The following is a 14,111-nucleotide window of genomic DNA, read 5'->3' as shown; positions in this document are numbered from 1 at the left end:
GTGTGCTCATATTAGAACGTTTGAATAGTCTGTCAAGAAAAAGTTTTATTTGCATAAAAATCTCCGATTTTGGCGATAGCTTCTCCTGCCGGGATATCTTGGACTGAAATTACCGTGCGATTCGACAATCTATCTCGCTGTGCCGTATTGTTCTGTCCGCTGATCGCAGGGAGCGGAAGAATCATTTGCGCGGCCACACCGACAGCCAGAGGTGCCTTCAGCACGATGGTGCCTGGCAACGCGCAGAGTGCCGCGAACTCCCGGCAGGATGCGGCAACTCTCTTCTCGCAGGCGGTGCAGGCGATGAAGGCAGGAGAGTTCAGCAAAGCGGAGAAGTTGTTTCAACAGGTCGTGGCGCTGGATCCGAAGTCAGGCGCGGCACACATCAACCTCGGCGTGACGTACATGCGCGAGCGACGATGGGAGGATGCCCTGAAGGAACTGCATAAGGCAGAGGCTCTGTCGCCCAATGTCTCAGGCATCGCGCTCAACATCGGACTGACTTACTATCGCAAAAGTGATTTCGACGCAGCGATCGAGCCCTTTTCAAAGGCTTTGCGGTTGCAACCAGATTCTTTGCAGGCAAGCTATCTCCTGGGGTTGTGCTACTTTTTTACGAATCGATACAAGCTTGCCGCAGACACTCTGGCTCCGCTATGGGAGCACGAGTCGACTAACCTCAACTATCTTTACGCCCTCAGCATTGCGGCCAGCAAATCGTCCAATGCGCCGCTGCAAAAACAAGCATTCGATCGAATGATCGCCATAGGACAGAACACGCCGGAGTTTCATTTGTACGTGGGAAAGGCGTGGCTGGCAGGACATAGTACCGATCAGGCGCTCGAAGAGTTTCGAATGGCTGCCGCGGCAAAGCCGGAGCTTCCTCTGGTGCATTATTTTCTCGGTCGGACTTATCTCGAACGCTATGCCTATCCCGAAGCGGAGGCAGAGCTGAAGAAAGACGCCGCCATTGAACCGGAGTTTGCCTATAACTACGAAGAGCTAGGCCTTCTCTACCTCAAGCTCGGGCAGATGGAGAAGGCCGAGACATATCTTCGCAAGGCAGTCGAACTCAACTACGAGTTGGTGAACTCCTACTTCGGACTTGCCAGGTTATACAGAGACGCTGCGCGTTACAGTGACGCGCTGGAGATGCTGGACCATGCCGAAGCGCTTGCGCCGCAGAGTGCGAGCGTGCACTATGCCAGAGGCCAGGTTTTAAGCCATCTTGGACAACGTGACCAATCGCGAAAGGAGTTTGACAACGCTGCGCAACTGCTCAAATCCTTCAACGACAGGCTGCAACAGGATCCCTCGGGAGACCAGTCTGCCGATGCACAGAGTGCAGCGCAACAGTAAGCGACTTTCGATCAATGCAAAAGCAGTGTGCTATAACTTCAGCATCTTAACGTAACGACTCATTGGTTTATGCGCAGAACAACAAATACTGGAAGAATTACGCTCGCCGATGTAGCCCGCGAGTGCGGATTCTCCTCCTCTACGGTATCCATCGTTCTCAATGAAGCGCCGCTTTCTCGTTACGTCGCGGCGAAGACGAAGTTGCTGATCAAGGAGACGTCGAAGCGGCTTGGCTACCGTCCGGATGCCTCGGCGCGATCGCTCCGCCGTCGCAGAAGCCTGACCATCGGCATCATGGTCTTCGATATCTCAGATCCATTCTGCACGCTCATTCTCAAAGGTATTCACAAGACACTGCAACCGACCGGCTACCTGCCCATCATCATGGACGCGCACAACGAGCCGAAGCAGTTTGAGCGTTATCTTGAGATGATGCTGGAGCGCAGGTTGGAAGCACTCATCATCGTTGCCAATTGGCTTTTCGTCGATATCGAGATGCTTGGGGAACTCGAACGAGAGCGTATTCCAATGGTGATGGTTGGACGAGCCATTCCGATCGGCTCCATGAGCTCGGTGATGGTTGATAACGAGGCAGGCGGATATGCGGCGCTACAACACCTTTATCAACTGGGTCATCGCAAGATTGCCTTTGTGCGCGGGCCAGTGAAGCTGGAGGATAGCAGCCAGCGTTTCGACGGCATGATGCGATTTGCGAAAGAGGTGGGTCTGAAGATTGAGTCAAAGCTCGTTGCCGATCTACCGAATGCATCGGACCCTCTCTCGGGATTTCACGAGGGTTATCGACTTACCGGGGAGTTGATTGCGACGGGCAAAACGTTTTCGGCAATCGCAGCTTTCGATGACCTCACCGCATTTGGAGTGGTGCGAGCGTTGCGGGAGCACGGGCTCGCGGTACCCGAGCAGTGTTCCGTTATCGGCTTTGACGACGTGCCACATGCCGCACTGTTCAGTCCGGCGCTGACGACGGTACGACAGCCGATGGAAGCGATGGGCCAGATCGCTGCCGAACGCGTACTGCGCGGGATCGATGCGCTCGGCGAGGAGACGCATTCCCCTGCGAATGATGGCCATACGCTCCTGGTTCCTACAGTCATGATGCGTGAGTCTACTGGAAGACGACGTCGATAACCCAGTTTGCGCGACTCGATCTCAAAACGCTTACAAGTCCTCAAAGCAGGGGAGGTTTTTGTTGACATTCCACAGGAAATCCTTTTATCTACTCCTACTCGGATATTCAAACGTTTCAATATTCCATGTACTCCGCGTCTAAAATCAGCTTTGACTGACTTCTCAAATTCTTCTTTGATGGCTGTACTGGCTACGAATATTGCAAGATCGACAGAGACAGATGTTGGAAAGACTGCTGGAGGCTACGAAAGACAATGATGCTGCAGAAGAGATCAACGACATGCCTAGCCATCCGCGGTAATTTTCTGATGGTGTTTTTGTGGCTCATGAATTTGCAGACGCCGCTGCTTGCCGCAGCTGATTCAACATCTTCTCCTGTGCTGTTGAAGACGGGGTGGTCCGTTCAGTCGGATTGCAAGATTCATGGCGACGGAGCAAAACTCTCTTCGCCCAACGTACAGACAGAGGGTTGGTACAGCGCAACCATTCCAGCAACGGTGCTTGCGGTACAAGTCGCAGCAGGTGAGTTCAAGGACATCTTTGTCGGCACGAACCTTCGTTCTGTTCCAGGAACTACTTATCCTGCGGGAGACAACTTTTCCAACATAGAGATGGCCGCCGATAGTCCTTATCGCTGCGGCTGGTGGTACCGGAAGACATTTAATGTCTCTCTCTCAGAGCGAGGAAAGACTTTCTGGATGCGATTCGGCGGCATCAACTACCGAGCCGACATCTGGCTCAATGGGCTGAAGATCGCAGATTCGAGTCAGGTGCAGGGCGCTTACCGCACCTATGAGTTCGACGTTACAAAGGCACTGAAGCCGGGCCACGAAAACGTACTTGCCGTCGAGACGTTTGCTCCGACTCCGACCGATCTGGGAATTAACTGGGTTGACTGGAATCCGTGTCCACCGGATAAAGACATGGGCCTCTGGGGACCTGTCTCGCTGATAACGAGCGGCCCGGTTGTCGTGCGATCTCCCATGGCAACGACCCATTTCACCGATGTGTCCCTGAAGACTGCGGAGATCACCGTTCGCACCGAGCTTCGAAATACGATGGATCATCCGGCGAAGGGGCGCCTCGAGGGAACGGTTGCGGGTATCGCCATCTCACAGGCTGTGTCTCTGGATGCGGGTGAGACGAAAACGGTCACCTTTGCGCCGGAGAACTTTTCACAACTTCGTATCGGGAACCCTCGAGTCTGGTGGCCTGCTGATCTGGGCGCGCATCCGCTGGAGACACTCACGCTGCGATTCGTTCTGGACGGAGTTGTCTCCGATGAGCAGAGCACCCGGTTTGGAATACGTGAGGTCACCTCGGATTTGACAGACAAAGGGTACCGTCTCTTTCACGTCAACCAGCGCCCTATTCTGATACGCGGCGCAGGGTGGTCGCAGGATATGCTACTACGCCAACAGCCGGAGCGGCTGGCGGAAGAGTTTCGCATGGTGCATGACATGCATCTGAACACCATCAGGCTTGAGGGCAAGATGGAGACGGACGAGTTCTTTCGTCTCGCCGATGAGCAAGGGATGATGGTGATGGCGGGGTGGTGCTGCTGCGATCATTGGGAGCACTGGGATAAGTGGACGCCGGATACGCTGAATGTTGCTACTGCTTCCCTGCAGTCTCAGATGTTGAGGATCCGCAGCCATCCGAGCATGATTGCGTGGCTGAACGGCAGTGACAACCCGCCTCCCGCCAATGTGGAGACTGCTTATCTCAAGGTGCTCGCTCAGACCTTTTGGCCAAACGCGATTCTCTCTTCGGCAACGGCAACGGCTACGAGCGTGAGCGGTCCGAGCGGGGTGAAGATGTCAGGCCCCTACGATTTTGTCGCGCCATCGTATTGGCTTGTCGATTCGCATCATGGCGGAGCATACGGGTTCAACACCGAGACGAGCCCCGGGCCGGCGATTCCTTCGCCGCAAAGTCTACGAAAGATGCTCCCAGCCGATCACCAGTGGCCACAGGATGCGGTGTGGGGATATCACGCTGGAGGTGAGGGATTTCAGAATCTTCACGTCTTCAACGATGCCATGACTGCAACCTATGGCGAAACGAAGACAGGCGAGAAGTACAACCAGATCGCGCAGTCCATGGCCTTCGATGGAGAACGAGCGATGTTCGAAGCCTATGGCCGCAACAAATATAGTTCGACGGGCGTGATTCAGTGGATGCTGAATAATGCGTGGCCTTCGACCATCTGGCATCTGTACGACTACTATCTGGATGCGGGTGGCGGCTACTATGGAACGAAGAAGGCATGCGAGCTGCTGCATGTGCAGTACTCCTACGACGACCACAGCGTATACGTCGTCAATAGCGTCTACACCCCGTCGCCAGGACTTACCGCCGTTGCGCATGTCTACAACCTCGACTTGAAAGAGATCTTCGCTCAGTCGCGTGCTGTCGATGTTGGTTCTGACGGCACAGTCAAAGCAATGGATATCCCGCAAGAGATATTTCAGCCAGCCTCCGGCGTCTACTTCGTTCAGCTTGAGTTAAAAGATGCGAAGGGTGCGATCGTCAGCAGGAACTTCTACTGGGTTCCCGGAAAGCTGACTGAGTTCGACTGGGCTAAGACCGACTACACCCACACGCCGGCCAAGACGTACGAAGACATGACGGCTCTCTCCACTCTTCGTGCTGCACCTCTAACCGCGACCGCTCAGATAGAAGGGAATTTGGTTCATCTGCATCTTTCGAATTCATCGAAGGGACTTGCTTTTCAGGTCGAGGCTCAGGTTGAGGATAATCACGGAGCGAAGGTTTCGCGAGTTACCTGGTCCGATAACTACATAGAACTGATGCCCGGTGAAGAGCGCGAACTGACGGCTTCGATACCAGCGGACTCTCTTGAAGGTTCGGAGGCGAAGAGTGCTGCAGGATGGAAGGTGAAGATCGAGGGATGGAATACACCGGCGGTTACCGTCCTTGCAAGATCAGCCCGATGAGGTCCGAACGACGATGAACGAACGTGCCAACCGAGCCGCACATGATCAGAAGGGGCTTCTCGTCGATAGCATGACCTAGCTAAGTTTCTTTGCTGGCTTCAGCAGACCACTCTTCAAGATCTTTCCACCCTCTTGAATGACATATAGCTGGTTGACTTCGAGATCTTTCAGCCGGTCTACTTGTCCACTTAGCCATCGAATCTCTAGCAGGTCTACCTTCTTTGCCTGATCCAACCCGAAGTGCATGCGCATATCATTCTGAGAAAAATAACTTCCTCCGCTACGCAGCTCATCAATCTGTCTTGAGGGTTTCGAAGAGTCCAGCGTGGTCGTAGCAGTCACAATGACCCGGCTACCTATCCCGGAACGGTTCGACTTTACCCCAACAAGTTTTATCTTGATCCAACTCCTATTCAGCGTTGTGTCGCAGCGCAGGAGCTGTGGCGTGGCATTGATGCAATTGACGACGATATCTAGATCTCCGTCGTTGTCATAGTCGCCAAAGGCACAGCCGCGAGCAGGTACATCTTCCAGTATTCCCGGGCCACCTTTGTTAGTGACGTCCTGAAAGCGCCCGTTGTGAAGGTTGCGATAGAGATATTTATGCTGCGCGTACTTAAGGTCAGCTTTGGATTTGTCGACTTCAGGATAGACATGACCGTTCGACATGAGAATGTCCAGCCATCCATCATTGTCCATATCAAAGAAACCTACGCCCCATCCAAGCAGGCGAGTGTTCTCGCCCAGTCCACTAGGATACGTATGATCTTCAAACGTCGCATCTCCCATGTTGGTGTAGAGAGAGTCGGTATCGCCTGCGAAGTTGGTCTTCACAATGTCGAGATAGCCGCTATGGTTATAGTCCCCGATCGATACTCCCATGCCTGCCTGGGGCTTTGCTTCTGCCGATAAGGCCGCGCCAGCCTCGATCGCCACATCGCGAAAGGTGCCATCTTTCTGGTTGAGATAGAGCGTGGCGGGTGCAGAGTCGTTGGCAACGTAGATGTCGGGCCAACCGTCATTGTCCAGATCCGAAGCAGCGACACTGAGTCCGTAGGTTCCTACCGCCGTCCACATGCCCGACTTCTCACTCACATCGGTGAAAGTTCCATCGCCATTATTTTGATAGAGAATATTTCTACCGCCCGGCAGACCTGGTGGCCCGCACGCCACAAGCATCCCTTTGTAAGTGCATGGTCCGTCTTCGGGCAAAGGTGCGGTCTTCAAATCAAAGTCAACGTAGTTAGCGACGAAGAGGTCGAGATGTCCGTCGCGGTTGTAGTCGACGAATGTGCATCCAGTATTCCAGCGGATCTTTGGCCCTGGCTGAACAAGACCTGCCTGCTGCGTTACATCAGTAAAAGTCCCGTTCCCGTTATTGCGGTAGAGTGCGTTCTGTCCGTAGTAGGTTACGAACAGATCGTCATTTCCATCGTTGTTATAGTCGCCTACACAGCAGGCCTGTCCCCAACCTGTCTTGTGTTCAAGACCAGAGCCATTGGTTACGTCGGTGAAAGTTCCGTCGCGATTGTTCTTGAAGAGATGACAACGCGGCTCTTGTCCTTTGGGAAAGCCGTCCAGCCGCCATCCGTTGACCAGGAAGAGGTCGAGCCAGCCATCGTTGTCGTAGTCATAGAAGGCCAGTCCACAGCCCGTAGTTTCCAGCAGATATTTATTCGCGCCCTCAGCGCCGTAGAAGGTCTTAGTGTTTAGACCCGCTTCCTTTGCAACGTCGTGGAAGCTTACGCCGAGCGGAGTATCTTCGATCGGTGACTTCTCCCCGGGAGGCGGAGCAGCAGGTTTTGCATCGTAGCTGCGTTCCTGCGGGCCAATACCTTTTGGCGATGGAGCGGTCTGCTGTTGCGATGGTGAGGCCAGCGCTAGAACGTCCGCAAAAGGCAGCACCAGGGCAGTTCGACTAAGCGATTGAATGAATTTGCGACGATCTAAGTCAGCGGATATTCTTTTCAAGGTTGCCTCATCCAGCCCAGATAGCGTGTAGCAGTTTGATAGTTGTATGGATGATTAGAGGGAAAGCACGGCTCCACAAGTCGCGTCTTTCTCAGTGCGCCGAATTATAGCGAACACCAGAATGGACTGTACACTGGCTGTCGCTTGAACGGATTAAGTCCGGAACGCTCACAACTAGGCTAAGGGGCATCCGCTATCTTTGCGGCTTCGGCTTTTTGTCGCTCCACGGCAGCATCCGTAGTTTTACCTTGTCTGTCAAGCGCATCTGCAAGCCCAAGATGGGCCTTCGAGTAGCTTGCGTCGTAGCTCAATGCATCATGAAACTGCGCGACGGCTCCTTCTACATCCCCGTTATGCAACGCGGAGTTCCCGGAGTTTGTAGCGACCTCGGCACGCTGCCGGTTCATGTTCTTTCGCATGAGTTCGGCAGCATTTTTGCGCTCTGTCCCTGCTTCTCCGGATTGGTTTTGCTTAACCAGCACGGCCGCTAGCGTCAGATGTGGATCAGGCTGACCGGGAAGTTGCCTGATAGCCTCGCGTAGCGCAGTGGTAGCTTCGGGGAGCTTGTTCAACTTGTCATAGATGCTTCCCAACGTCGCCCACCCCTCTCCATTTTCAGGATGAATCTTCAACGAGAGATTCATCTCACGCGCTGCCTCCTCATACCGCCCGTTTTGCATGTACAAGATGCCGAGAAGATATGGAGCTTCGGCTGCGGAAGGATCAAGTCTTTGAGCTGTCTCCAACTCTGGAATAGCTCCGGCAGCGTCATCCTGCATCTTAAGAGCAAGGCCGAGGTTATAGTGCAATTGAGGCGCATCTGGAGAGAGCTTGAGCGCCTGATGGAGTTCTGTCGCGGCATCACTGAACTGGCTCAACTGCACATAAGCAGCGGCAAGATTCTGATGAGCGGTGACACTTTCCGGCTCAAGCGACGTGGCGCGCTGCAGAATTGGAACCGCAGCCTTGGCCTGTTGCGCCTGGCATAGAGCCATCCCGAGATTTGTGAGAGCTTCAGCATTCTTCGGCTCGGCAGCTATCACTTTTTCAAGAAGAGCAATCGCTTCCTGCACGTTGTTAGACCGTTGCAAAGCAAGAGCAAGCTGGTAGGACACCGCGATGGAGTTTAGATTCTTCTCCAACACATGTCGAAAGACGGCAATTGCCTGATCGTCTTTGCCCTCTGCTGCCAGCGCGTTGCCCAGTTCCATCGCAACTTGCGCATCCTCAGGCGCGAGTTCTGACGCGCGCTCTAACTCAGACATCCAGTTCTCGCCCCCTTGTCCTCGAACGACCAAACCCAGATGTAGATGAGCGGTTGCCATATTCGGGTTCAGGCTAATCGCCGTAGCGAACTCCTCTTGTGCTCGCGACCATTCTTTTTGTTGTGCATACAATGATCCAAGCTCATCATGGAGTTCCGCGTTTTGAGAGTCGTTTGCAAGCGCCGCTTTCATCTTCGCGATAGCTAACTCAATCTTTTGATTTGCTGCGAGAGAGCGGGCGTATCCCGCCAAGACATACGAGGGGAGAACATGCTTTTGCGAGCGCGCCTCTGCTTCGAGTTTAGCGAATAGCGGGATTGCCTTTTCTGATGCGCCCGTTTGCTGGTATGCCATCGCGAGATTCATCTGTGCCGTGCTATCGGTCGCTTTTATCGCGAGCGCCTTCTCAAGCTCACGGATACCTTCGTGCATGTGCCCGTTATTTACAAGAACGGCGCCGAGGGCGCTATGTCCTTGCTCAGCCTGTGGAGCCAGCCGAGTAACCTGTTCAAAATCAGCTTGTGCTTCCGTCAAATCTTTTCGCGCCAACGCGGCCTGGCCTGCACGATACGCAGCATCTGCTTTTCTCAAAGCTGTCGAAGGCTCCTGTGCGGCCGTGAGGCTCGAGAGACCCATCCAGACAATCAATATCGCTCTCCCGCCAACCATCCCGTTTTGCGAAGATCTGTTCATGAGAGTGTAACGATCTGATCGTATCTCCTTGGCGTTCTTCTGTCTTCCACGCAAAGCAAATCCAGCATCGTTGTTAGGCGAATCGTAACAGCAGATTAGAGACGCGCGCGATTTGCCCGTGCGGCTACATGCTGAGGATCCAACGTCAGAGCGCGGTCGAAGTCTTTGCGAGCCATCACTGCGTCACCATTGCGGGCGTGCAGCACGCCTAGATTATTCCAGTCGTCCGCATTTTTAGGTTCCAGGCTGATTGCAATATTTTGTTCATTGATCGCATCGCGCAACTGCCCCATCTGCGCATAGATTTGGGCAAGTTGCCGATGCGGCACGGCCTCATGAGGACGGAATGTCTGGACCGCTTTGAACTGGTCCAGAGCGTCTGCCAGCTTCCCCGATTGCGCATAAACGCTCCCCAGCAACTGGCGGGCATCTGCATCATCCCGCAACTTCAGCGCTTGCTCTAATAGATTCGCTGCTCTAGGCAACTCACCTTTGTCTGCTTCTATGCCGGCAAGATTGTAAAGTGCGTCTAAGTCTTCCGGCGCAATCGCAATCGCAGCCTCGAACTCCTGCGTTGCCTCTGCATCCCGGTTGGTTGCGAGGAGGACTTTTCCGAACTCATTGTGAGCAGACGCATCCTTCGGATTCACAGCCAGTAGACGGCGATAGTTCCGTTCAGCTTCCGCGTAACTACCATGTTCGGACTCAAGATGTGCAAGATCGAAGAGACCATCGACGTTTTGAGGATCTACAGCCAACGCTTTTTCGTACTTCTCTTGCGCCTGTTGCCAATCCCGCGTCTTTTCAAGCGCGGCTCCCAGAGCGATCAAAGCGCGGACATCCTCCGGGGTACGCGTAAGGATATGACGGTACAGAGTCGCTGCCGACTCATAGTCGCCAGAGGCCATCTCCATCGAAGCCAGGTTATAAAGCGCAACGTGATCGTCTGGGTCTTTCCGAAGATTGTTCTGCATCCAGGCCCGCTCAAGGAGCATGCGAGGATCTCCGCCTGCTTTCGGAAGAGGACGAGGTAGAACCTGAATCCAAAGATGGCCCATCTCATCGACAGACCTGTTGCCTGCCTTAACCGGGATGGGTGGGCTGTTGGGATTGCGAACATTTCCGCTTGAGTTGTCGTAGGTGTAACGCATATGTAAGACAGAGTTTTTCGGAAGAAATACAGGCGATTGAAATCGATAGACAGATTGGCGATCGATATCCCAGTCACGAATAAGGACAAGCCACTTCTTCTCTCCATTTGGAAGCGTAGCGTAGCCTTCGAATCTCTTCCCTAGATAGTGGGCATGCGGATACACGCCAAGGACGTCGACATCCAGAGGGAGCTTCAACTGATCTTCAATGACGAACGCGGCGTCTCCAGCAGGTATATTGATCGCCCTGTCATGCTCTAGTTGCAGGAGCATGGGGTGGGCCGTTGCAGGTTTATCAGAGAAATAGAGACCTACTGTCGCTTGTATTGTCTCTACCTTGCCCGTGGGCTTCAAGTGCATATTCAAAATGAGATCGTTGCCCGGATCGACTCGCCAAGGCATGCCGTTCGGTTCAACCAGAGCAGGAGAGTCAGGCTTCCAGAAAAGAAAATGACTATCCGGATCGAAGGAGTCACCGGAATCGACAGCAAGCTCCATACCGGGGATTCCTTCCTTCCAATCGTCTGGATGTTGACGACGAAACGAGGCCGTACGATCGATCAACATGTTGGCGTGATGCACGACCTGTGCAGCTCCCGGCCTGATTTCCATGGCACGAACGTACTTCGTCTCTGCGATTGGCACCGGCAAGATGAAGTTGCGAAAGAGATCAGGCCCCGATGCAGGAACCTGCATGGGAGAGGTCACCTTCAAGATCAGATCGGGAGGTCCAAGCTGCCACTCCCCTGAGAAGATGGGTGCTTTGGGCGCCTCTCCGGGATCTCCCTCAGGCATCCCACCTTCCACCCATAGTTTTAGGAGTTCAAGATCTTCTGAAGAGAGCCGGCGACTGTCGGCAAAGTTGCCAAACCCCGGTTCAGGCAGCCACGGCGGCATGTAACGGCTTTGAGTAACAGTCTGAATCTGCTTTCCCCATCGCTTGGCGTCAGCGTAAGAGAGCAGACTGAATGGCCCAGAGCCACCAGGATGATGACAGCCGCTGCACTGCTTATAAAGGATGGGCGCTACCTGTCGGCTAAACGTGATCGGGGCGGCAGCGGCTTGAACCCGCATGCGAGGCAGGCTGATGGAAAGCGCCAGCGCAGCCCCTATATTGAGCAGCGCTACGAAAAGATGCGCCTTCCTGAAACGGTTCATGGGCGGCCTATGATTCCGCATCCCACTGCCGGGCCGCCAGGCTGTTCTACTGCACGCTTTTGAAGGGCTGCTTCGATCGCACGCTCCAGATCATGTTGTGCAGCTATGGGCTTCTCCAGTCCAAGCCGAAGGTAGCGATCATCCACTCGACCGTGATAAACGGTGCGAAACATTTTGGCGTCAGCAGTTTCGGGAATAAGAACTGCGGACTCAGGCGTCACCTTGGCGTGAGCGAGAGCAACGAGCTGATGATTCGGATCGAGCAGGACGTGGTCTTCAACTCCGTAGGCAGCTTCATGCTGCTTCACTCCGACGGAGGTCTCTCCAAAGTTCGGATAAACAATCCAGACCACTATGTGCCTGGAATAAAACTTTTGTTCGATACGCCTTATCTCTGGAAGGTAGCGGTTAGAGAGGGGACAATCTGTCGCCGCAAAAAAAAGAACAACAGCTGCGACTCCTGATGAAGCGAGACTTGTCACAGGTTCGCCGTTGAGGTTGTATCCGTATACCGCTCGCTCTCCCTGCGCCGGACAAACTTCTGCCAAGAGAAGCACGGTCACAAAAGTAAAGAGCAGGGATAGAAGGCGTCGCATCGTTCTCCGAGTAAACAGCATTTCGTCCAGTCCAGGCAAGCACTTTAGGTCGAGAGTCTCGGCTTCTCAGCGGAGGTTACATCGTTCTCCGGCATAGGTCCCAGAAGAGAGAAACTTGCGAAGATTTGGATCATCCGGGTCAAATCGAGCCGCGCTCATTAGTATTTGCCGTGCCTTCTCTTTATTCCCGACTCTGCACTCAATGAACGCGAGATTCAAGCCAGCTGTTATCTGACTGGGATCAGCATCGACCGCTCTCTGCAAGAGACTGACCGCATCGGCGGTGTGGCCGGAGACGGCATCCAAAACAGCCAGATTTCCCAATGCAGTAGCGTCATAGGGATCCTGCATCAGGGATTCCCCGTACTCTTTGCGAGCGTCGCTCTTGTCGCCGGCCATCTGTTCGATAAATCCAAGCTTCGTATGAAGCTCGGCGTCACTCGCTCCGCTTTTTTCTGCTTTCAGTAGAAGGCGTAAAGCCTTCTCGGCGTCTCTCTGGTTTCCACCTTCTGCGAGCTGCGCGTACGCCAATCCCATCTCTCTATCGCTGGCGGCCACCTTTCCAACCGGCAGCAGATCATCGGCCTCTGCGGTATCCAGGAATCGCGCAATGGACACATCTGGGTGAGGTCGACGCTGAATATCGTGATCCGTCTCTTGCTCATGGGAGATGTCTACGGCAACCCGGGTTGGCATATGACAGACGGCGCAGTCTTTCTGTTCAGGATGGTGCTCCGTGGCTATTCTGGAGCCGGTATGACAAACCAGACACCGGCTACGGTAATAGTTGACGCGCTCTTCCGCGCTCGGAGAACTATGCGGGTCATGACAGGTCGTGCACGTAAGCTTGTCTCCGCTGGCAGCCTTGCACGCGCTGCGCAGGAGCGCTTCGTACTGACTGCTGGCGCGGCCGCCACCCGTCTTCGCGCTCGCTTTTACGGAGTAAACCACATAGTCCGCGAGATCATCCCCCACGCGAAATTCAGCGAGCGATTTACCCGCGCGATATACCGCAACATTGCCTTCGAGGTGGCATTGCAGACAAGTGCTGTCTCTCCGAACTGGGGTCAGCTTCGCGGGGTTCACAATGGGGCCATGTCCCTGCTCTTCAAGATGCTTCGAGGCATCGCCATGACAGGCGGAGCATCCGATGCCGCCTTGCCGAAACGGAGGGCCATCATATCGATTGCGCGCCTCTGGAAGAGCTGTTTGCACAGCTGACGCATGACAGTGCAGGCAGTTGGAATCGATAGGCAGAGCAACAGGCATGGTCTTGGTTAGGCCGTAGTTTGGAGCCATGTCCCACAACTGTCGCTTACCGTAAAAGTTGATGGGAGTCTCAAACCACTCTCCTCCCTCTTGATAAAGATAAGTGCGGCCACGATGCCCGGAGCCGATAAAGTAGAGAAGCTCTTTCTCCCCGTCAAGCACGGTCTGATCGTTCGATCTCTCGGGCGCATCATCCCGGTCATACGACATCCAGACCTCCCCATCTCGCGAGAACACCTCATAGCGGATGCCGGAGGCGCTATGCAGAAAACCACCTTGCAGGAACCCTTCCATGGCTGTCCCGCTGGCCCGCGCCATCGGTGTCTTCTCATATTTATCGTAGATCTCTTTATGGCAGCCTGCACAGGCTGTGTCAGGATTTCGCAAGGGCGCGGAGACATCAGCCTGCAAAGGAGAAGCATGAGATGCGTTGACCTCAGAATGTAGCAGGTTACCAAAAAGCAGCGCCGCTGCGACCGATAATACGGTGAACGAACGGCCTGGACTCCATCGAAAGCTACCGAAGGCTACTCGTGCCTG

Annotated in this window: 8 protein-coding genes; 3 read left to right on the top strand and 5 right to left on the bottom strand. The window is 54.2% G+C overall.

Translation table 11 applies throughout. From position 1 onward, the window contains the following. Nucleotides 1–225: 225 nt before the first annotated feature. From GSQ94_RS01825 to GSQ94_RS01815, 3 genes are all read left to right on the top strand, one after another. A complete protein-coding gene (locus GSQ94_RS01825; RefSeq protein ID WP_158941592.1) occupies nt 226–1,359 on the top strand; it encodes a lipopolysaccharide assembly protein LapB in 1,134 nt (377 codons plus the stop codon). Between the two features lie 69 nt (nt 1,360–1,428). Continuing rightward, complete coding sequence (locus GSQ94_RS01820) at nt 1,429–2,508, top strand: LacI family DNA-binding transcriptional regulator (RefSeq protein WP_158941591.1); 1,080 nt, start codon at nt 1,429–1,431, stop codon at nt 2,506–2,508. Between the two features lie 254 nt (nt 2,509–2,762). Beyond that, nucleotides 2,763–5,468, top strand: a complete 2,706-nt coding sequence (locus GSQ94_RS01815) for a sugar-binding domain-containing protein (RefSeq protein ID WP_158941590.1) — start codon at nt 2,763–2,765, stop codon at nt 5,466–5,468. A gap of 75 nt (nt 5,469–5,543) precedes the next feature. On the opposite strand, the gene GSQ94_RS01810 is transcribed toward GSQ94_RS01815, so the two are convergent. The 5 genes from GSQ94_RS01810 to GSQ94_RS01790 all read right to left on the bottom strand — a co-directional run bounded on the left by GSQ94_RS01810 (nt 5,544) and on the right by GSQ94_RS01790 (nt 13,889). Continuing rightward, nucleotides 5,544–7,439, bottom strand: coding sequence for a CRTAC1 family protein (locus GSQ94_RS01810; protein ID WP_254063534.1), 1,896 nt, complete (start codon nt 7,437–7,439; stop codon nt 5,544–5,546). Nucleotides 7,440–7,618: 179 nt separating this feature from the next. Then, on the bottom strand, nt 7,619–9,295 hold the full coding sequence (locus tag GSQ94_RS01805; protein ID WP_158941589.1) for a tetratricopeptide repeat protein: 1,677 nt from the start codon (nt 9,293–9,295) through the stop codon (nt 7,619–7,621). A gap of 197 nt (nt 9,296–9,492) precedes the next feature. Next, complete coding sequence (locus GSQ94_RS01800; protein WP_158941588.1) at nt 9,493–11,706, bottom strand: lipopolysaccharide assembly protein LapB; 2,214 nt, start codon at nt 11,704–11,706, stop codon at nt 9,493–9,495. Next, nucleotides 11,703–12,302 carry a redoxin domain-containing protein gene (locus GSQ94_RS01795; protein ID WP_158941587.1) on the bottom strand — a complete coding sequence of 200 codons (600 nt, stop codon included), beginning with the start codon at nt 12,300–12,302 and terminating at the stop codon, nt 11,703–11,705. Before GSQ94_RS01795 ends, GSQ94_RS01800 begins: the two co-directional genes overlap by 4 nt. Before the next feature lie 66 nt (nt 12,303–12,368). Further along, entirely contained in the window at nt 12,369–13,889 is a 1,521-nt protein-coding gene (locus GSQ94_RS01790) for a M48 family metallopeptidase (RefSeq protein WP_216842985.1), read from the bottom strand. Between the last annotated feature and the right edge of the window lie 222 nt (nt 13,890–14,111).

The sequence above is a fragment of the Granulicella sp. S190 genome, from assembly GCF_009766095.1.
In the GTDB taxonomy this organism is placed as follows: Bacteria; Acidobacteriota; Terriglobia; order Terriglobales; family Acidobacteriaceae; genus Edaphobacter.
This window is presented reverse-complemented; position numbering and strand designations above follow the sequence as displayed.